This window comes from Methylomonas sp. TEB, from assembly GCF_047777895.1.
Taxonomy (GTDB): domain Bacteria; phylum Pseudomonadota; class Gammaproteobacteria; order Methylococcales; family Methylomonadaceae; genus Methylomonas.
This window is the reverse complement of sequence record NZ_CP180476.1, coordinates 127,776-147,480: the sequence shown is the minus strand read 5'-3', so window position 1 is coordinate 147,480 and position 19,705 is coordinate 127,776. Positions and strand designations below refer to the sequence as shown.

Annotated in this window: 16 protein-coding genes and 1 pseudogene; 3 read left to right on the top strand and 14 right to left on the bottom strand. The window is 51.4% G+C overall.

Translation table 11 applies throughout. The annotated features are described in order from the left end of the window. The first annotated feature begins 20 nt into the window (after window positions 1-20). Window positions 21-818: an SDR family NAD(P)-dependent oxidoreductase gene (locus ACMXD4_RS00635; protein ID WP_415879562.1), complete on the top strand. Its 798-nt coding sequence runs from the start codon at window positions 21-23 to the stop codon at window positions 816-818. 361 nt (window positions 819-1,179) lie between these two features. Here the strand turns inward: ACMXD4_RS00635 and ACMXD4_RS00630 are convergent. Next, window positions 1,180-2,294 (bottom strand): annotated as a pseudogene (locus ACMXD4_RS00630) (IS5 family transposase). Between the two features lie 246 nt (window positions 2,295-2,540). Here ACMXD4_RS00630 and ACMXD4_RS00625 point away from each other — a divergent pair. Next, window positions 2,541-3,110: a TetR/AcrR family transcriptional regulator gene (locus tag ACMXD4_RS00625; protein WP_415879561.1), complete on the top strand. Its 570-nt coding sequence runs from the start codon at window positions 2,541-2,543 to the stop codon at window positions 3,108-3,110. 121 nt (window positions 3,111-3,231) lie between these two features. On the opposite strand, the gene ACMXD4_RS00620 is transcribed toward ACMXD4_RS00625, so the two are convergent. The 6 genes from ACMXD4_RS00620 to amoA form a co-directional block, all read right to left on the bottom strand. Continuing rightward, entirely contained in the window at window positions 3,232-3,738 is a 507-nt protein-coding gene (locus tag ACMXD4_RS00620; protein WP_415879560.1) for a DUF1993 domain-containing protein, read from the bottom strand. Between the two features lie 64 nt (window positions 3,739-3,802). After that, the gene (locus ACMXD4_RS00615) at window positions 3,803-4,183 is read right to left on the bottom strand and encodes a tautomerase family protein (RefSeq protein ID WP_415879559.1); all 381 of its coding nucleotides are present in this window, start codon (window positions 4,181-4,183) and stop codon (window positions 3,803-3,805) included. A 19-nt stretch (window positions 4,184-4,202) separates the two neighbouring features. After that, window positions 4,203-5,459: an MFS transporter gene (locus ACMXD4_RS00610; RefSeq protein ID WP_415879558.1), complete on the bottom strand. Its 1,257-nt coding sequence runs from the start codon at window positions 5,457-5,459 to the stop codon at window positions 4,203-4,205. Window positions 5,460-5,906: 447 nt separating this feature from the next. Next, window positions 5,907-6,680, bottom strand: coding sequence for a bacterial ammonia monooxygenase, subunit AmoC (gene amoC, locus ACMXD4_RS00605; protein ID WP_415879557.1), 774 nt, complete (start codon window positions 6,678-6,680; stop codon window positions 5,907-5,909). A 16-nt stretch (window positions 6,681-6,696) separates the two neighbouring features. Next, on the bottom strand, window positions 6,697-7,935 hold the full coding sequence (amoB, locus tag ACMXD4_RS00600) for a bacterial ammonia monooxygenase, subunit AmoB (RefSeq protein WP_415879556.1): 1,239 nt from the start codon (window positions 7,933-7,935) through the stop codon (window positions 6,697-6,699). A gap of 12 nt (window positions 7,936-7,947) precedes the next feature. Beyond that, complete coding sequence (gene amoA / locus ACMXD4_RS00595; protein WP_415879555.1) at window positions 7,948-8,700, bottom strand: bacterial ammonia monooxygenase, subunit AmoA; 753 nt, start codon at window positions 8,698-8,700, stop codon at window positions 7,948-7,950. Window positions 8,701-9,176: 476 nt separating this feature from the next. Between amoA and ACMXD4_RS00590 the strand changes: the two genes are divergently transcribed. Further along, complete coding sequence (locus ACMXD4_RS00590; protein WP_415879554.1) at window positions 9,177-10,112, top strand: LysR family transcriptional regulator; 936 nt, start codon at window positions 9,177-9,179, stop codon at window positions 10,110-10,112. Here ACMXD4_RS00590 and ACMXD4_RS00585 read toward each other — a convergent pair. The 7 genes from ACMXD4_RS00585 to ileS form a co-directional block, all read right to left on the bottom strand. Continuing rightward, the gene (locus tag ACMXD4_RS00585; protein ID WP_415879553.1) at window positions 10,109-11,203 is read right to left on the bottom strand and encodes an L-dopachrome tautomerase-related protein; all 1,095 of its coding nucleotides are present in this window, start codon (window positions 11,201-11,203) and stop codon (window positions 10,109-10,111) included. The genes ACMXD4_RS00590 and ACMXD4_RS00585 overlap by 4 nt on opposite strands. A 357-nt stretch (window positions 11,204-11,560) precedes the next feature. Then, window positions 11,561-11,782, bottom strand: coding sequence for a hypothetical protein (locus ACMXD4_RS00580; protein ID WP_033157545.1), 222 nt, complete (start codon window positions 11,780-11,782; stop codon window positions 11,561-11,563). Window positions 11,783-11,948: 166 nt separating this feature from the next. Beyond that, complete coding sequence (locus tag ACMXD4_RS00575) at window positions 11,949-12,200, bottom strand: hypothetical protein (RefSeq protein ID WP_415879552.1); 252 nt, start codon at window positions 12,198-12,200, stop codon at window positions 11,949-11,951. Between the two features lie 686 nt (window positions 12,201-12,886). Then, entirely contained in the window at window positions 12,887-13,852 is a 966-nt protein-coding gene (locus ACMXD4_RS00570) for an IS110 family transposase (protein WP_415878142.1), read from the bottom strand. A gap of 328 nt (window positions 13,853-14,180) precedes the next feature. Further along, on the bottom strand, window positions 14,181-15,629 hold the full coding sequence (locus tag ACMXD4_RS00565) for a helix-turn-helix domain-containing protein (protein WP_415879551.1): 1,449 nt from the start codon (window positions 15,627-15,629) through the stop codon (window positions 14,181-14,183). Between the two features lie 533 nt (window positions 15,630-16,162). Then, window positions 16,163-16,642: a signal peptidase II gene (gene lspA / locus ACMXD4_RS00560; protein ID WP_171697104.1), complete on the bottom strand. Its 480-nt coding sequence runs from the start codon at window positions 16,640-16,642 to the stop codon at window positions 16,163-16,165. Continuing rightward, window positions 16,635-19,466, bottom strand: coding sequence for an isoleucine--tRNA ligase (ileS, locus tag ACMXD4_RS00555; RefSeq protein WP_415879550.1), 2,832 nt, complete (start codon window positions 19,464-19,466; stop codon window positions 16,635-16,637). The genes lspA and ileS overlap by 8 nt, the downstream gene beginning before the upstream one ends. Window positions 19,467-19,705 lie beyond the last annotated feature (239 nt).

The window sequence follows — 19,705 nt, the reverse complement described above, 5'->3', positions numbered from 1 at the left end:
ACTTCCAAAGGTAAAAAACCATGACTTCATCTAAAAAAATCGCTGTTGTGACAGGTGCTTCTTCCGGCATAGGATCAGTTTACGCAGATCGTCTAGCTCAACGCGGATACGACCTGTTGCTGGTCGCCCGGCGCGGCGACCGCTTGCAGAACCTCGCCGCCAAACTAGAGCAGGCTTACGGCATCAAGGCCGAAACGCGGGTGGCCGATCTTGAGAACGAAACAGATCTCGCGGGTCTTGAAGCCGTTCTCGCTGCCAATCCCGCTATCAGTCTATTGGTCAACAATGCCGGCATTGCCAGATTGAGTCCTGTGACTGAAGCGCCGGTGAAAGACTCCTTGGCGCAGATCGCATTGAATATCACAGCGCTGACGCGATTGACGCATGCCGTGTTACCTGGGTTCAAGGCACGCAACGACGGTGTCATTATCAACATCGCCTCGGTATTGGCTGTGCATGCGTTTCCGGTGAGCTCGGTATACAGCGGCACGAAAGCGTTCGTGCTCAATTTCAGTCGCGGGCTACAGCAAGAACTGGCAAATACTGGGATTAGGGTGCAAGTGGTGTTGCCTGCCGCCACAGACACCGAACTTTGGGATACCGCCGGGATGCCACTGACCGCGTTTCCGGAAGAAGCGGTGATGACTACCGAGCATCTTGTCGATGCCGCGTTGGCTGGTTTCGACCAAGGCGAGTCGGTCACCTGGCCCTCCCTGGCTGACGCCGGGCACTGGGACCGATTCGACGCTCAACGCTCCGAACTCTTCGCGGCGACGCAAACCGGCCAGTCCGCGCCACGTCTAGCTACGCCATCCTGATTGTTTTCCATGTAAATAACGCGAGCCGTTTTTTGATAACGCCACAGACCACTATAAATCGCATCTGGAAAGGCACAGGGCTGGTTGGCGTATGACAGACATTCTGCACAAATACAGGTAGGCTGAGCAACGAGTCGTTAGTCGCGCGGATTACCAAACAATCCGCGCCTAGCGGCGAGTTTCTATATCGCCATTAACAGGCTGGTGAAAAACCCGCCGATATTTCCCCTTACCCACGATGTTCGTGATTTTTTCGAGTTGAAATCGGTCATGACATCGAGTTTCAAGCGTTTTGCCCCTGTTTGAAGGGCTTTTGATTCGCCTGAAGCCGTCTGTGGACGGTTTTCAGGCGAACTTCACCCTAGGCGGGTGCACTCCACGCCGGTTTCGGCGTGAACACCAATAGGTTGAGCATGCGCGTCAGGTTGTAGGCGGCAAAGCAAAACAAGGCCTGACCCGCGACTTTGGCTAAGCCGATGTGACGGGTTTTGCGCAGGCCGCCGACCGTTTTGACCCAGCCAAAGGCTTCTTCGACGATTTTGCGGCGCTTGAGACTTTGGGCGTAACCTTTGCCGCGCGCGGTGCGGCCGTCGACGGCACTGCCAATCTTTTTGCGGGCCACATGGGCTTTGATATCACGGGACTCGAGTCCGTTGACGAACGCCGGTTGGTCATAGCCTTTGTCGGCACCGACGCTGCCACCTTGGGGCACGCGGCGTTTGATCATTTTTTGCGCGGCTTCGATTTCGGCGGTGCCGGTGGCTTGTGTGGTTTCGACATCGACAATCAGGCCGTTGCGATTCTCGGACAAGGCATGGGTGATGTAACGCAGTTTGGCCTCGGTGTATTCGCCTTTCTTGTAAAGCCGGGCTTCGGGATCGGTCGTACTTTGGTGGGTGGCGTTGCTGCGCTTTTCGCCGCTGAAGTCGACCTCGGGATTGCGGCCGGCGGGTTTGTCCGGGCCGCTGCCGTCTTTCTTACCCAAAGGGCATAAATGACGAAGCTTTTGTGCGAAGCCCAGGCTTCAATGAGGCTACCGTCGACGCTGAAGTGTTCGTCGGACACCAGATTTTGCCATTCGGCTATGGCCAGTACCCGCTCAAAAAATTCGCGACTCAGGGCTTCAGACAACAGACGTTCGCGGTTGGCACTGAACACTGTGCGTTCCCACACGGCGTCGTCGATGCCCAGACCGACAAACCAGCGAAACAACAGGTTGTAGTCCAGTTGTTCCATCAACTGACGCTCGCTACGGACCGTATACAGGACTTGTAACAGCAAGGCGCGCAGCAGTTTTTCAGGGGCAATCGAGGGACGGCCTGTGTGCGAGTAACGCTCGGCAAAGACGGCATCCATAGAGGCCAATACGCCATCAACCAGTAGCCGTAAACGACGCAACGGATGCTGTTTGGGAATACGGTCTTCCAGGCTAACATAGCTGAACCAGCTGTTTTGAATGGCATCGTGTCCGCGCATTGAAAGGCTCCAAATTTAGGTAGCCTATTTTAACAGTTGGCCCCTCATCTATGCCTTAGCTTACTTGGCTTTTCGAGTTTTTCACCAGCCTGTTAAACTTCATTGATTTATTACCAGGCGCTTTTTAAAAATTTAGCATGCACGGTTGTTTCATGACGATTTTTACTCAAACTCCAGCGAACAAAGGATGAATGCAGAATTTTTATTGGGCGCCATAATATAGCGTTTGATTTATATTGATTAAAAATGTCAAATAAAACTCAGGATAAAATTTTAGCCGCTACGACTCATCTTTTTAATGAGCACGGCATTCGCGCAACCGGAATAGATGGTATTTTGAAAGAAGCTGAAGTGTCTAAAATGAGTCTTTATAAATATTTTGCATCGAAAAACGACTTAATCGTTGCCTATCTTCTGCGTCAGGAAGCATTATTCATGTCCCAATACGAAAACATAGCCGCCGAAATGATTGATCCGAAAGATAAGTTATTGGCGATGCTGGATGTTTATAATGATTTAATTCAAAGAGGAGAGTTCAAAGGCAGTCCGTTTTTGAATGCGCTTTCGGAATTTCCAATCAAGGACGATCCTGTGCATCAAGCGGCGATCAGGATAATTCATAATTTTTGGAGGCATATACTAAACCTCGCCAATCAATGCGGGGTAAGTCAGCCAAAAAAATTAGGATCACAAATTGCCATGTTAATGCATGGCTCAATACTATTTTCTCAAACGAGTTGCAATTCAGATTATATAGCTAACGCCAAAGAACTAGTTTATTCCCATCTGGATTGCCTTGCTACGAATCAGCCATAACTTGAGATCCAAGCCGTGATCAAGACTCTGCCTATTCCAGGCTAAGGAACTGAGCTACCATAGGCAAAACGCCGCATTCTACCCATGGAAAACAAAAGACATGAATAATTCAAACGCGCAATTAATCCACGCCCAAAAAGTCCGATTTCCCCAATTCAAGCCCGTTGTGGCGAAGAATTGCGTAGGTCATCGTGATGTGGAAATAAAAATTAGGTAGGACAAAATCCAGCAAGTATGGCAGACCGACAAAGTTTTTCTCGGTGCCGCCAATCTTGAAACTAATAGCCAGGTTCTCAGTGCCATTTATTTGCGCCGGGGTTATATCTTGGATAAAAGCGATGGTTTTGGATATACGAGCCTGCAAATCGGCAAATGTGGTTTCATTGTCTTCATAGCATGGAATCTCTAATCCCGCCAGACGGGCGGCGCAGCCTTTGACCATATCCGTTGCAATTTGCACTTGTTTGCTGAGCGGAAACATATCGGGGGCCAAACGGTAATTTATAAAGACCGATTGATCAATGTTTTTCGCTTCGGCATGGATTGCGGCTTTATCTAGTATTTTCGATAAATTGCCCAGCATTTTGATAAAAACTTTTATTGATACTTGATACATATCGATGGACACAATAACCCCCTATTTTTAAAAACATTTAATCAGATTAATGAAACGCAGAAGCATTGACCGCTTATTACGCATACTGCGCAATGCCATTCCCAAACGACCAATTTTCCTTTTTGACTTCAACTAGACTTATTAAGACATCTTCTCTGCGTATATCTAGCTGATTATGCAGGGTATCGGCTATGTTTTTATAAAGTGATTTCTTTAAATCGACACCTCTGCCTTCATTCAAGGTTATTTGGATAAAGATGACGCCATCGCTTCGATGTATACCAAGATAATTGGAATCGTAAATTAAAGAATTATTATCATGCTCGGTAATAACCTGAAAACAATCTTTTTCGGGTACGCTGATTGTGTGCACCATTTCTTGGTGAACGATTTGGCCAATCTTTCTCCCAAACTCTTTATTTTCTTGCTTCATTAACGATATTCGAACTAAAGGCATGTTATTCCTCCAAAATTAATTAAAAACGAACAGTTTGCGGCTCTCTGATAAAAAGAACGATACCGGTTGCGACAAAAGCAAACAGGCCGGACGCCACAAAAGCCAAGTGGTAATCACCCATCAGACTATGGACGTACCCGGCACTGTAGGCGGCAATCGCCGCGCCGATTTGATGCGCGAAGCAGATCCAGCCGAATACCACACCGACGTTTTGTTTCCCGAATAAATCCGCGGTCAATGCCGAGGTGGCGGGAATGGTGGACAACCAATTCATGCCGTAAATAATCGAGAACAGCATTAATTGTCCGGAGCTATCGATGCTGGGCAGAGCTATCAGCGTCACGCCTCGGACGACGTAATAAAACGCCAATGGCCAGCGCTTGCCGTAACGGTCACATAACCAACCGGATAAAATGGTGCCGAACACATCGGCCGCCCCCATGACGCCTAAGGACATGGCCATGGTCATTTCGGTAAAGCCGTGTTCGATGCCGTGTGGAATCAAATGAGTCTGAAATAAGCCGGAGGTGGTTAAACCGCAAATGCCAAAACTCAAGGCTAACAACCAGAACTGCGGACTGCGCATGGCCGAGCGCATGGGGTTACGATCGGGCTTAACTACGGTTCTATGAACACCATTAGCACCATAAGGCAACAAGCCTTTTGATACGGGATCGTCCCTTAAAAATTTCAGCACCAAAGGTAAAGCCACCAGGCCCAGACCTACGGCGATAAACAGCGTCGCCGCGCGCCAACCCTCATGCATATTGATCTGCATGAGCAGCGGGGTGAACACTAACTGACCGGAGGAGAAAGCAGCGCCCAATATGCCTAATGCCAGTCCCCGGTGTTTATGGAACCAGCGATTGATTAACGCCGACCCCATAATCATCGAAGTGCCCCCCGAACCTGCGCCGATCAGTAATCCCCAAAACAAATACAGTTGCCAGGATTCCCGCATAAAAACGCTGCCGCCGGCGCCTGCCACCGACAAAATCAAGGTGATAACGCTGATGCATTTTGCGCCGTAGACATCCATCAATCGCCCTAGAAATGGCCCGGCCAGGCCGAACAGCAGCAGATTGAGCGAAATGGCGCCGCTAATGGATTCCCGGTTCCAGGCAAACTCCTGTTCCAGGGACATCATGATGATCCCTGGAACGGAGCGCAGTGCCGATGCCACAAACAAGCACAGAAACGTGACCGCGAGTATGACCCAGGCATAGTGGACTGAATAAGCGTGATTCTTTGGCGTTACGACTAATGACTTAAACATTTTCTTGATGCTTTATTAGTAACTGATGTTACGCAACCTTATGATTTGTCCGATGCCATCAGAATCAGTGTCGCTATCGCGACTGGATTATGTTGAAGTCGGTTCTCGCACCGACAAGCGAGATACTTTCTTTTGCACGGCCAAAAGAAAGTATCCAAAGAAAAGGCCGCCCGGATTCCGCCTAAATCCTGCGCTTCTCGCTCTTGTGCCCTTTGGGTATTTGGCGAGGGTTTTCGGAAGGGCTATCCCTAGCCCTCCGAAAACGAGCGGCATCCTTGCCGCTCCCCTACCGGGCTACTCACTCAGTACATCCCTGTACATCGCCCTTCGGGTGCTGCGCATGCAAATCGGCAATCCTGCCGATTTGTCCCGCCAAAAGCTGCGATGCTCGGGGCGGAATAACGGGACCAAAAACCGTGGCTGCGCAACATCAGTTAGCAAGCAGACCTATTCAGCATCCTCGATTTTGTCCATGAGCTCGATCAGCCGAGTCACGCCTTGCAACAAGATGCCGCCGACGCCCAAAGCAAACCAAACCCCGATCACAAAACCCCAATGAATCGGCGCGGCAAAGAATTCCTCTCTAAACCAGAAGGTATGTCCCCATTCGTTGAAGCCGACGCTGACCAGAATCATGAACGGTCCGAATACCGCCAAGGTCAATGGCAAGGAAATGCCTTTGGCATACAAGGGCAAGCGGGTTCTGGCGTACAGCCAGGCGCAGCCACCCAGGATTACGTACAGCGGGAAGTTGAAATAGAACTCGATGATATGGTTAGCGGTAAACGGCGTATCGCGAATCGCCACCTGATGCCAGGAATTGTCCTGCTCGGCAAAATAGCTGCCCGCCCAATACACGGCAAAGGTGTAAATGCTGATCCACATGGTCAAGGTAAAATAGCGGCGTATCTCTTCTTTGGGTGCCAGTTGGTCCAGATTGCGGTCGCGCGTGGTCCATAAGTAACCCCAAAAGCCGCTGGCGACGGCGGCAATCACTGCCAGTTCGATATAAAACAGCCGCATCCAATACTGTTCGAATGCCGGTTCCGAGGAATCCAAACCGTGCGCTATGGCAAAAGCGCCCTGATACAGCCGTAAACTGACGTAGATCACGGTCAATATGCCAAAGCCTTTTAGATATTTGGGTAAGTCAAGCAAATACCAAGGCAAGGTTTTGGGGGTTTCGCTGCTTAAACGCACGTGTTCTGTGGTGGTAGCCATGATGTGTGCTCCTGAATTAATTGAATTTGGGAATGACGGCGGCGGAAATGCTGGAGATATAGCGTTTTCCCATCACGTCGTCGTAAAGAAACAGCAGACCACCTACTCGGCTATCCGCGTCTTTGATCAGCCCATCCAGCTTTTCCGATTCCCAGGCTGCATCGCGCACTTCTACGGTGACGGTGCGTTGTTCGCCGGGGGCGATCGGTGTATTGTCACTCAGGCTCAGACCATTGTTACTGACCTCATCCTTACCGGGCCTGCTGTTTACATTGGCTAAGTCGGCGTTCATGAAATGCACGTTGGAACTGGAAAATTGGCCGATCCTGACCGCGCCTTGGCTGCGATTGTCGATACTAAACTGCAACAGCATCGCGCGTTGCGCCACGTTATATTCCGCTTTTAGCGTGTCGACATTGACCGTTCCGGCATTGACTTGCGCTGGTAAAGGCAAAATCCTATCCAATCCCGCTTGTAACGGGATAGCGTCCGGGTACTGGTTGGCGGTTACGGCATTCAGCGCCAATACCAATACCGGCACGCCCACTAACACGGCTTTGGCGATGGTTTTGTCCTGATCTGTGATCAGTTCGTGTTCCAAACCGGCATCCAACATGCGGTAGCGGCTGATGAACAAGGGACGGCGCACCCACCACAACAACCAGGCAGCCGCCAATGCGCCCCAGAACAGATGCCAAAACACGCCATTGGCAAAGCCGAAGCTCTCCATGTCGATCACTTCACCGTTAATGGTTTGAATGGTGTTGCTGAAGTCGGCGGGATCGCCGCCAATGTCCAGCCACACCCCAGGCCCCATCACCTGACCGGCGTCTTTTAAATTAAAAAACGGATGGATGTGATAATGACCCGGCAAACGGCCTTTCATGACCACCTTGAACTCGTAGTCGCCGCCCGGCTCCAGAGCTACCGAGTTGGTCCAGGGCTTACCGTTTAGGTAACGCTCGGTGCGAATCAACACCGGTCCCGGCGTGGAGATATTCAAGAAGCTGGCTTCCGGTTTCGGCACACTGATCGGCCAGTCTTCGGCGACATGAAACTTGCCGCTGACACTGACTTCGTCGTTAACGTTGAATTTTTGCGTGGACCATTGCACGTCGTACCACTGTATGGTGCGCATCCTTATGAACGGCTCAAGGGCTTTTTCGCCATGCGCCTGAGCGGTGGGTACTGCAAATATCGACAATACGTTGATGCAAAGCAATGCCAACAACCAAGGTTTAAAAAATGATTTCATGACCGTTCCTCCTTAGATTTTTTTCAGATAACGGGTATCAGCGAACCATTTACCGATGTACCACCACAGCGGATACATCAATGAACATAACAGTGCCGAACAAAATGCCGCCAGCGGTGTGGCGTACTGGCCGTAGGTGCGCAAGGTGCCGCGCTCGATGATGCGCAAATATTCCGGCATGCCGGTGCGGATATATTGAAAACCGAACAGATCAGCCACCGTCAGTTGGCTGTTGTGGTATTCGACCGCTTGGTGGAACATGCCGAAGATCGGCCAGTTGGTGGGGTAAAACAACAAAGCAAACGCAGCACCGCCGAAAATAGAGGTGATGGTCAGACTGTTGGTGAGCATCAACAAGGTATCCAATACCAAGGCACCGGGCACCATGGTCGCCGGCAACACCATGTTGATCGGAAAGAAGTTCCAGTAGTGATAGGCAAACACTCGAGTGACCCAGGTGCCGAGCAATAAGGCCGCGACGCAGAGCGTGGCACCCAAAGGCAGTCGGAACTTATCCCACAACACCGCCTGTACCGCAGCAGGAAAGGTAATACCGATCAGCGGCGTGACCAATGGCCACCACTGTCGATCTTTCCAATCGACCCAGAAGTCCCAGTCGCCGACGGTCAGGGCAAAATGCAGATGGAACGATCCGATGAATAAAAATAGAGCCAGCACCAGGATCAGATAATCGTAAGCCCTGGCCAAGCGGGCTTTTTCGCCCCGATAAGGTTTGAATGTTGAAATTGGAATTTGTGCAGACATGGTAAGAATCCCCCGTAATGCGTTTTAGTGAATGGCTGTTGCCATTGAGTATTTGGGCGCGCCGCCAACCGAAAAGCTACCCTTGGGGGGAGTTAAACCTTGTAGGCTTGGACGACGCGCTCGGGGTATAAGGTAGGGAGAAACGGCCTGGCTGTGAAATGGTGAAATTTCATCCGCTACCATCAAGACTGTTCATACCGGCCAGCAGCGATTTTGTTTAGTATGCAGCCAGTTTTTTGGACGCTGCCATTAAGTTAAAAAAAAAGCCCCCTCTCCTGATGGACGATGGCATGGATGCCAGAGGTAGAGCAAAGCAGGAGCATTTGCCGAGAGGGTTGGGGTGAGGAGAATAAAAAGCAAAAGCCCTTTTTGATCCCCTCATCCTAACCTTCTCCCGAAATACCCTCAGGGCATAAAGGAGAAGGGACTGTTCCACCTTAACTTAGTGGCAGTGATTTACTTTGGGGAAATTCCACATGGCTAACCTACGCACCTTCGACTTAAACCTATTGCTTGCTTTCGATGTTTTGATGCGGGAGCGCAATGTCACCCGAGCGGCGGAATGCATGTTCGTCACCCAGTCGGCAATGAGCCATACCTTGCACCGCTTGCGGCAACAACTGAACGATCCGGTCTTGGTTAAATCCCCCGCCGGCATGCAGCCGACCGCGCTGGCGCTAGCATTGGTGGAGCCGGTACGCAGTCTGTTGCAGGAAATGGAACGGCTACTCGAGACACCGCAAGCCTTCGATCCGGCATCCAGTCAGCGCCGTTTCACTATCGCCGCCACCGATTACATGGAGTTTTTGATTTTGCCCGAATTGTCGCAATCGATTGAGCAAACGGCGCCGGGCGTGGATATTCATGTCAAACGCACGGAATCTGCTTTTCCGCTGGCGCAGTTGGAAAACGGCAGTCTGGATGTGGTGTTGGGCTTTGCCTCGGTACTGAATCCGCCCGCGCATTTGCACTGCGAACACTTATTCATGGATCGCATGGCTTGCGTGGTCAGGCGGGATCATCCCAGCATTCAAGCCGCGCCGACTTTGGAAAAATATTTAGCTGAGACGCACATGTTGATCTCCAGAACCGGCGATAAATTGGGGGTGATAGACGAGAAATTGACCGAGTTGGGCCTGGAGCGCCGGATTAATTTCATCGTGCCGCATTTTTTGTCGGCACCCTTGATCGTTGCTCAGACCAATATGGTTTTGTCCTTGCCCTACCGACTGGCCGTGGCATTCCAGAAACTGCTGCCACTGCAAGTATTGCCGGTGCCGGTCAGTTTGCCGGACTACGATTTGGCGATGATTTGGCATCCCTTATGGGAAAAAGACCCGGCCCACGGTTGGTTGCGCGAGCAAATCAACACCATAGGCCGGAAAATTGCCGAGAGCGAAATTCGGCTTTAACGTCCCGGCAGGCCTGCGGCCAAGGCTTTGACCTTTAACAGGAAGTAAGGCGGTTTGGATTGATTATCGCCGCCGTTCAGTGTGGCGGAGCGATGCAGGCGATTAACGACAGCATAGAGTTGTCCATTAGCGCCAAAACTAAAGGAGTCGACCCATGACAGCCGTGGACATTGCGCCAATTGCCGGTATTGTCGGTTAGGCGCTATCACGCCAATCGCGTTATTGGCCAGATCGCCCAGATAGATATTGTTGTTTTCGTCAATGCTGATCCCGTCCGAAATCGGCTTGTCGCTGTAACGTTCAACCTGCTTCGCGAGTTCTTCGGGCGTTAACGACTCGTTGATCAAATCCGCCGCTTTAATCCGGTAAAGGCTGAGGCCGTGCATCGGGCCGAAATAGACCCATTCGTTGGCCAAATCCTCGGTGATGGGATTCACGCCAATATGCGGCTTAACTAACTCGCCCGACGGCGTTTTCACCTGAATCGGCACATTGTCGATGACCAAATCGACGTTTTCCGGTATCACACTTTCATGCCCTTCCAGCACTCGCCGAGCCGCGCCGGTAGACAAGTTGACCACGATCAATGCGGCATTCGCGCCGCCCGCCGGATCGCTGATGAAGGCATGATTGTGGTTGGCATCCAACGCAAAGTCATTGACGAACGCATCTTTGGGCGCGATCGGCGCAGGTAAATAAATCAGCCGCTGGAGCTTGTTGGTTTTGGTATTCCAGCCGACTAGTTTAGGCGTCACGCCGCTACGCATGCCGTTGTCCAGCATCCAGACGATACCGTTGCTATCGGAGCGGATACCTAGCACCGAGTCGAGCTTGATCGGCGCGGTTGAATCGGCCGCGGACATTTCCTTATTCGGAAAAGGCAGCAAGGCCTGGTCTTTGTATTCCACCACCGTGTATTGCGGTTGATAAAACTGATGCTGGCTCATGATGATCCGGCCGTTGGCAGTCGCTGTAACATTGCCGGGCCCGTTATCGAGGTTGGCGAATACATCAAAATGAGAGTTGCCATCCGCCAAAGCCTCAAAGGCCGTAAACACCATGGCGGTGCAAAATAGGATTCCACGGTTCATTATCATCTCCAGTATGTTGTTGGGTTAGGCAACACCATACTGGATCGTTAGAGCCCTGTTAAATGACATCCATTCATCACGAACCATTCAGTACATTGATGATGATTGGCGTATTCAATTTTGGAAACACAGCGACAGCGAGGTGAAGACTTTTAGTCCTAGATCGCCGCAGCGCCAAGTCGAGGGAGAATCTAAGCTAAACCCCTGGTTAGAGCGGAATAATGTGACACGGGCGCCGTTCGAGCTGAGCCCGTCGAAGCCCAGGCTGGCGCCCCCTTCGATAGACTCAAGGCGAATGGTATTTAGGGGGCGAGTTAATAATAACTCCCAGAAAAACGCCGTATTTGAATTTCTCCATTACATTTCAACATCCAATACATTCAAAACATCCGGCCTTTGTTGCACGAACACTTCTGGTCGCTGAAGTATTCGATGCCAATTGCGGCGAGTCATTTGTTCAATCCAGTCCAACACATCATCAAACTCGTCATCGCTCCATGATTCGATAATCGCCAGGGTGACGGGAGGCGCGTATAAAAATTCGAGCGCACTTTTCATATTTGCGTAACGTAAATTCATGGTATTTCTCCTATGGCTTTATGCTTGGCAGTGAATGACAGTAAGGATCTTTAATGTTTCTGCCATTTGGCTTTGTTTATAAAACTTCCAATAAGGTTCCGCCAATGATTAGCAATGCCCGCATTTAAGTCTGCACGACACGTTGCCTAGCGGTCGACCTATACTCTTAAACCCGCGCCGGTGTTGCTTGATTCAAGTTACTGGCCAATGATGCGGAACCAAATAAGAGTGTGGATAGGATAAATTGACCGGAGACGAAGCTGAGCACGCCGGTGACAAAAAACAAGCCAATCATCACGTCTCTATATTTGTTTTTTGAAATATTCATGGGGTCCACCTTGACTATGTTTAGTCGCTTTGTAAGTACGACTTCACTATATACCTGCCAAAAATATTTACAATCAGGCATTTTATTCATGATTTGTTTCCTTAATGGAAACAAATTACCCGGAACTTTTGTAATCTGTAGCGCAAAATAGCTACCGTCATTCAAATTCGCGGAATTGTGTGGGTGGTCGGAAGGGTTAGCGGCTTGTTTGACGTGGGATTTTTGACCTTAGCGTGGCTGGGTTTGCGTTCCCAATTTGCCGAAGCTCAAGATTGCCAGCTGATTAGGTTATCAACGGATAAGAATAATTTTTCGGCGCGACGGTTCCGCGGGCGGGATTTGAGATTTCGGGGATGATGCCAATGCGGTCAGTGTTATAGGTGTCGCTAGCGCGACGGCTGGTTTTAATGTCGGGTCTCGGCCCGACGGCCGAGTAACTTTTCTTTGTTTGGCCAAAGAAAAGTCACCAAAAGAAAGGCCACCCGGATACCGCTTAGCTCACTCGGCACATCCCAGTGCCTCGCCCTTCGGGTGCGATGCATGCAAATCGGCTATCCTGCCGATTTGTCCTGCGATCCAAAGCTTTTATCGAGGGTCGGCAGAAGGGGCTTCCCAGCCCCTCTGCCGACGTGCGGCATCCCTGCCGCACCCCTTCGGGCAATTCTCGCCAAAAGCTCCGGTGCTCGGCGCGGCATACGGGAGAAAACCCTCGCGCGATTTGCAAGTTTTGAGTTTGCAAAAATATAGCCTTACTGGAGTAGATACTGTTATCCAAGTCAAGCCAGATGAATAGCCGAGTCGAAGGGTTTTGCGGATTTCAAGACACCGAATGCCACATGAATCAATTTACGCATCATGGCACCGATAATCAGCTTATTGGGTTTACCGGCACCGGCTAATCGTCCACGGAATTGTTTACCCCAGGCTGTTTTATAAAGCGTCACCATGGCCGGCATATAGAGCGCTTTGCGCAGGAAGGCATGGCCTATTTTGGAGAGCCTGGGCTTGCCCTTGAGGCTGCTGCCCGATTCGTATTGCCGGGGATCGAGTCCAGCAAAAGCGGCGGCCTGCCGACTATTGGCGAAGCGCGAGGTATCGGCGTAGAACGCGAGGATGATGGCGCTGGTGCGCTCGCCAATGCCGGGAATGCTATCGAGCAGTTCGCGCTGTTGCTTGAGATCGGGATGGCGATCAATGTGATCGTTGATGGCGTCGATCAATTGTTGGATCGCAGTATCCAGCCAATTCAGATGCTGTTGAATGTCCTCACGCACGGCCTCGCGCGCCACTAGCAAGCGGTTGTTTTCCTGGGTGCGCATGGTTTGTAAGGCGTCCAGCCGTAATACTAGTGCGCGCAGTGTGACTTCCGCCTCGCTACGGGGCTGCCAAGCAGGCGGTTGGCGCTCGGCGCAGAAATCGGCGATGAGTTTAGCATCGACCGTATCGGTTTTGCTGCGGGTGAGCCGTGAAGCGCCATAGGCCTTAATTTGTGCTGGATTGACGACGCTCACGGTGAAACCAGCGGTTGCCAGATGCTGAGCAACGTCTTCCCAATAAATGCCGGTCGCTTCCATGCAGACATGAGGCGATTGGGCCTTTTGAGCGGCCAACCACGTCAACAACGTCGCGAAGCCGTCGAGAGTATTGGGAATGACTTTGGCGCGAAACTTGCCGCTGTGCAGACGCAATGCGCAATCCAACTTGGCTTTAGCAACATCGATACCGAGATAAAAATGGGACATGAAAACCTCAAATGATCTACCTTGTGAATGCAGGCTGCCGGAAACCGGGCCGAAGAGACTGTCCGATCGTTGATCGAGAGTGGGTCGCTGCTGCAAAGATCTACGCCGGGGATTTCGAAATCCAAGCTCCGATACGGCATCCAGCGACCCAAACCTGAGGTGCCCCTCAGGTGTGTTTTCATGGTTTATTATCCTTTGAAAAGCACGCTTGGATAATACAAGCTCCGAATAGCAAAGCGTATTCGGAGGAATGAAGGGGGCATACAATTATCGTTTGCCTTATCAGCGGCACTCATGCTCCTAAAGGTTTAATTCAACATGCGTCCGATTACGCTGCGCTAATCGGACCTACCGCGCTAGAACCACGCTCATTCCGACGACGCTGTACTTCAATGGCTCGCAGTCCAGCCATCTCCAGCTCTTTATGAAATGGTGATAAGTTTGCATCGTTTTCGCACGGAATCCATCTGGGAATACCGAAGCTCAATGCCAGATTTGAGAACATTGCAATTGCTTGCAACAACACCCTAGCTTTGGCTCCCTCACTTTCATCAATATCCATTTCAACATCGATTTCTGGGAATCTCGACACCTCAGTATAACTTTCAGGGTGAGAACCTTGTGGTAGAGATATAACTGAATCAAGACACATCGGAGGGCCATTTTTTTCAAAGCGCTCAACTACAGGCAAAATATCCAAGAACGGAACTGTCCTCCAAGCATTGAGAATTTTCACTTTGACGTAATAGGCATCTGCCCATTTAGCTATTTTGCAAAGACGTTCCTGAATCTCGGCGACTCCTCTCAAAACATTAAAGAGGTAGTTAAGGTCCACAATCCGGTACTTTTTGGCAGCATATTTATTCAAGATGCCTATGAATCGGTCGGTGTAAGCGTAACCATCCAATTCAATTTTCAAGCTTTGTATTGTGTCGACTTCATAAAGGGGTAGAGGAATAATTATATCGCTTACAAGGTCAAGGCCTAGCCTCCACGTAAGAGAAAGATTATTCGGGTCATTTCCATTGAGTTGTCGTCCAATGAACCCTTCAGCAGAGGTATGAACAGTGTCGAACGGGATAGTGCTTGCTCCGTCGAGAGTCGCTAAAACGGATCTTATTTCGTCCTCATTGGCATCTATCCATATACCCTGCTCAGCCCATCGGTCCGCTACAAGCATGACTCGAACATAAGGTTTCAACTTTTCATAGTCGGAGAACTCAGGGTCACGGTCATACCATTTTTTGTGCTGCTGTTTAATGTCGTCAGCACGTCGCCAGAGTTGATCTAATACGAACCTATCATTTTCGGGCTTTGGTTCTGAAGCATCAGAAACACGCCTGTAAATGACCCCGCTTTTGTGGACATGCGGAGCAGTGACGCTTTGAGGCACCCACGTGCAAATAACGCAACGGTCCTTTTCTAATCCAATTTGTTCGACCGGCCCCCACAGAACCTTTGTCTCAAAATACGGGGTTGGATTAATGTGATCTGCTGCGGACTTCCTCATGCGTTGTAGAACAGCATCAACTTCATTTCTTTCTACTCCTGGAAAAGCTCCAGCAACTGGATTTTCCTTAGAGTCTTCGTCGATACCAACAAAAAACCAACCACCATATGTATTTGCTAATGCGGACAGTGACTTGGCAATAGTTGTCGAGGTTGGTGCTTCTCGCTTGTACTCTATGTACCAACCCTCGGATGTATGCTTGAGATTCAACAAGTCCGAACTTTCTAAATCGCGAATTGGTTTATTAAAGGGCGAGTATGTTTGCATAGCTATCGGTTTTGGGGGGTAATCCTAACATTTGGAAACCAAACTATATGAAGACCGGCAGAATCAGGGATCATCGCAGCCATCAATCCATTTTGCAGTTGCCCGGTATTTTCGAAAACAGGGATGGTTTTCTCCCGTATGCCGCGCCGAGCACCGGAGCTTTTGGTGAGAATTGCCCGAAGGGGTGCGGCAAGGATGCCGCACGTCGGCGGAGGGGCTGGGAAGCCCCTTCTGCCGACCCTCGGCAAAAGCGAGGAGCGCAGGGATTAAGCGGCGTCCGGGTAGCCTTTTCTTTGGATACTTTCTTTTGGCCACGCAAAAGAAAGTATCTCGGCTGTCGGGCCGAGACCCGACATTAAAAACCAGCCGTCGCGCTAGCGACACCTGATTGGAAAATCTCCCCTAGCCCCTCGGCAACCGTTCCGGACGTTGCCCTACCTCCTGAGTCCATGCAGTCGTCTTTTCCAAAGAGGGGAAATAAGCAGAATTCACAGTTTTTGGCTAACGTTTGATCAAAAAGTAATTCGAAAAGCCTATTCCAAAACATCCGCGGTTTTGCGCCCAACCCCAAAACTCTCCAACAACATTAACCCCACGCCAACACAAATCGCCGAATCGGCAATGTTAAACGCCGGCCAGTGCCAGTTTTGGTAATAAACATCCAGAAAATCGATGACATAGCCATAAGCCACCCGGTCGATCAGATTGCCGATAGCACCGCCCAATACCAGAGACAAGGCTACCGCCATCAGGGTTTCGTGTTTTTGCAGGCGATGCAGCCAAACCGCAATGATGCCGCTCATCACCACGGCTAAGCCGGCGAACAGCCAGCGCTGCCAGCCGCCGGCCTGGGCTAGAAAGCTGAATGCCGCACCGGTGTTATGCACGTAGGTCAGATTGAAATACGGAAGCAAGGGGATCGACTCAAATAGCTGCATCGAACCGTCCACCGCAAGCTTACTGGCTTGGTCCAACACCAGTGTGACTGCGGAAATCCACAACCACTTAAGCATAACGACGGGTCTCGCCATTGCCGGCGACGTTTTCCACGCAGCGGCCGCACAGTTCCGGATGCTCGGGGTTTTCGCCGATGTCGTAGCGTTGGTGCCAGCAGCGGACGCATTTTGGATGCTCGGACACCGTTACTTTCAGTTTCACGCCGTCCAGTTCGGTCGTTACCGCATCGTCCGGGCAGAATTGCATGTCGGCGACGCCGGCGTTGGAGGTGATAAAGACAAAATGCAGCTCGCTCGCCAGTTTGTTTAGCTCCGCGCCATAAGTCTCGTCGCAATACAATTCCACTTCCGCATTTAAAGAGGCACCGATGGCGCCTTTGCCACGCAACTGCTCCAGTTCTTTGGAGACCACGGTGCGCACCGCCATGACTTTGTCCCAAGTATCGCGACTGATCGTAGCGTTGGCGTCCAGCGGGAACAGGCCTTCGTACCAGGTTTCCAGAAACACCGACTCGCCGCGTTGACCGGGGATGAATTGCCATAATTCGTCGGCGGTGTAGCTGGTGATGGGCGCTAGCCAGCGGGTCAGCGCTTCGATGACATGGTACATCGCGGTTTGCGCGGAACGCCGGGCCAGGCAATCTTCCTTGGCGGTGTATTGGCGGTCTTTGATGATGTCCAGGTAAAAGCCACCCAAATCGATGCTGCAGAAGGTCAGCACTTTTTGGTAAATGCTTTGGAACTGATACGCGCTGTAAGCGGCTTTGATTTCTTCCTGCAATTGCCAGGCTTTATCGACGGCCCACCGGTCCAGCGCCAGCAAATCGTCTTTGGCGACCAGATGTTGTGCGGGGTCGAAGCCGTCCAGGTTGGAGAGCAGAAAGCGCGCGGTATTACGCAAGCGGCGGTAGCCGTCCGACGTGCGTTTCAGAATCTCGTCCGACACCGACATTTCGCCGCGATAATCGGTGCCGGCTACCCATAAGCGCAACACATCCGCGCCCAGCGATTTCATCACCGTCTGCGGCAATACCACGTTGCCTTTGGATTTGGACATTTTCTTGCCCTCGGCATCGACAGTAAAGCCGTGGGTCAAGACTTGTTTGTAAGGCGCGACGTCGTTCATCGCTACCGACGCCAATAAGGAAGATTGGAACCAGCCGCGATGTTGATCCGAGCCTTCCAGATACAAATCAGCCGGGAAGCGCAGTTGCTCGCGGCGCTCCAACACAGCCGCATGGGTCACACCGGAATCAAACCAAACATCCAGCGTGTCGGTCATTTTTTGGTAATGCTCGGCATCGGCACCGATCAGCTCCGCCGCATCCAGCTCAAACCAAGCGTCTATGCCTTGTTGTTCGATGCGTTTGGCCACTTGTTCGATCAATTCGCCGGTCCGTGGATGCAATTCGCCGCTTTCTTTATGCACGAAAAAGGCAATCGGCACGCCCCAGGTACGCTGGCGAGAGATACACCAGTCCGGACGGTTATTCAGCATCGCTTCGATACGGGCTTGGCCCCAATCCGGTATCCACTCTACCCTTTTCACTTCGTTCAACGCGGTATCGCGCAGGCTGTTTTTCTCCATGGAGACGAACCATTGCGGGGTGGCTCGGAAGATGATCGGGGTTTTGTGGCGCCAGCAATGTGGGTAGCTATGCAGCAAGGCGTGGTGATGCAGCAATTTGCCGCGCTCGCGCAATACCTCCAGCACTTTTTCATTGGCGGTAAACACGTGTAGGCCGGCGAACAGTTCGGTGCTAGGCAAAAATACGCCGTTGCTGCCGACCGGGTTGTCGACGGGCAAGCCGTATTTCATGCCTACGACATAGTCTTCCTGACCGTGACCGGGAGCGGTGTGTACCGCGCCGGTACCGGCATCGGTGGTGACGTGGTCGCCCAAGATGACGGGCACTTGCCGGTCGTAAAAAGGATGTTGCAACAATTGGTGTTCCAGCGCCGCGCCCTTGCAGTAGCCGACGATGTGATGCTCGCCGATACCGTAACGCAATACCGCGTCTTTGAGCAAGGCTTCGGCGATGACCAAGCGCTCGGTTTGACCGTCGATTTCGCATTGCACCACGGCGTATTCCAGATCCGGATTCAAGGCCACGGCTTGGTTAGCCGGCAACGTCCACGGCGTGGTGGTCCAGATCACCACCGACAGCGGGCCTTTGCCTTCGCGGTCACCAGCGTGATGGCACTTGGCCATGAAAGCGTGTTCATCAACGACGGCGAAGCGCACGTCAATGGCCGGCGAATGTTTGTCTTCGTATTCCACTTCCGCCTCGGCGAGCGCCGAGCCGCAATCGGTACACCAATGTACCGGTTTGGCGCCCTTGCTAAGATGGCCGTTGGCGGCGATTTTGCCCAAAGCGCGGACGATGTCGGCCTCGAAGGCGAAATCCATGGTTAAGTAAGGGTTGTCCCAATCGCCCAACACACCCAGGCGGATGAATTCTTCTTTCTGGATATTGACTTGCTTCTTGGCGTAGGCACGGCACTCTTTACGAAACTCGGCAGGCGACACTTTGACGCCGGCTTTGCCGACTGACTTTTCCACCATCAATTCAATCGGCAAGCCGTGGCAATCCCAGCCCGGCACGTAAGGCGCATCGAAACCGCTGAGGGTTTTGGATTTGACGATGATGTCTTTCAACACTTTGTTGACGGCGTGGCCGATGTGAATCGCGCCGTTGGCGTAGGGAGGGCCGTCGTGTAAAACAAATTTAGGCCGGCCAGCGCACACCTCGCGAATTTTTTGATAGAGCTGGTTTTCGTTCCATTTTTTCAGCATCTCCGGTTCGCGCTGCGCCAGATTGGCTTTCATCGCAAACTCGGTTTTGGGGAGGTTTAGGGTTTGTTTGTAATCCATGGTCATGTGTTGTCTGCGTTGCATTCCAGCGGCTGGGAGCGGACTTAGGCCGCTGAAAATAACGGTTGCGCCGATTAGCCGAATGAGTCTAAGGATGATAGTAAACGCGCGATTTTAGCACCAAGTGCCAAGCGGCATAAAGCCTACTCGGCGCTGGACCTTGAACCGTGCTAAAAATAGACGGAACGGCGTCGGCGAGTTACCATCGGCTAGCGTATCCGGTTTGCTGATTTAGGAAATTTACC

Coding starts and splice junctions, on each gene's coding strand:
- amoA (WP_415879555.1), bottom strand. CDS start 8,700: ATGTCTGCACAAATTCCAATTTCAACATTCAAACCTTATCGGGGCGAA.
- ACMXD4_RS00565 (WP_415879551.1), bottom strand. CDS start 15,629: ATGCAAACATACTCGCCCTTTAATAAACCAATTCGCGATTTAGAAAGT.
- ACMXD4_RS00610 (WP_415879558.1), bottom strand. CDS start 5,459: ATGTTTAAGTCATTAGTCGTAACGCCAAAGAATCACGCTTATTCAGTC.
- ACMXD4_RS00590 (WP_415879554.1), top strand. CDS start 9,177: ATGGCTAACCTACGCACCTTCGACTTAAACCTATTGCTTGCTTTCGAT.
- amoB (WP_415879556.1), bottom strand. CDS start 7,935: ATGAAATCATTTTTTAAACCTTGGTTGTTGGCATTGCTTTGCATCAAC.
- amoC (WP_415879557.1), bottom strand. CDS start 6,680: ATGGCTACCACCACAGAACACGTGCGTTTAAGCAGCGAAACCCCCAAA.
- ACMXD4_RS00575 (WP_415879552.1), bottom strand. CDS start 12,200: ATGAATAAAATGCCTGATTGTAAATATTTTTGGCAGGTATATAGTGAA.
- ACMXD4_RS00635 (WP_415879562.1), top strand. CDS start 21: ATGACTTCATCTAAAAAAATCGCTGTTGTGACAGGTGCTTCTTCCGGC.
- ileS (WP_415879550.1), bottom strand. CDS start 19,466: ATGACCATGGATTACAAACAAACCCTAAACCTCCCCAAAACCGAGTTT.
- ACMXD4_RS00585 (WP_415879553.1), bottom strand. CDS start 11,203: ATGAACCGTGGAATCCTATTTTGCACCGCCATGGTGTTTACGGCCTTT.
- ACMXD4_RS00580 (WP_033157545.1), bottom strand. CDS start 11,782: ATGAATTTACGTTACGCAAATATGAAAAGTGCGCTCGAATTTTTATAC.
- ACMXD4_RS00570 (WP_415878142.1), bottom strand. CDS start 13,852: ATGTCCCATTTTTATCTCGGTATCGATGTTGCTAAAGCCAAGTTGGAT.
- ACMXD4_RS00625 (WP_415879561.1), top strand. CDS start 2,541: ATGTCAAATAAAACTCAGGATAAAATTTTAGCCGCTACGACTCATCTT.
- lspA (WP_171697104.1), bottom strand. CDS start 16,642: ATGCTTAAGTGGTTGTGGATTTCCGCAGTCACACTGGTGTTGGACCAA.
- ACMXD4_RS00615 (WP_415879559.1), bottom strand. CDS start 4,183: ATGCCTTTAGTTCGAATATCGTTAATGAAGCAAGAAAATAAAGAGTTT.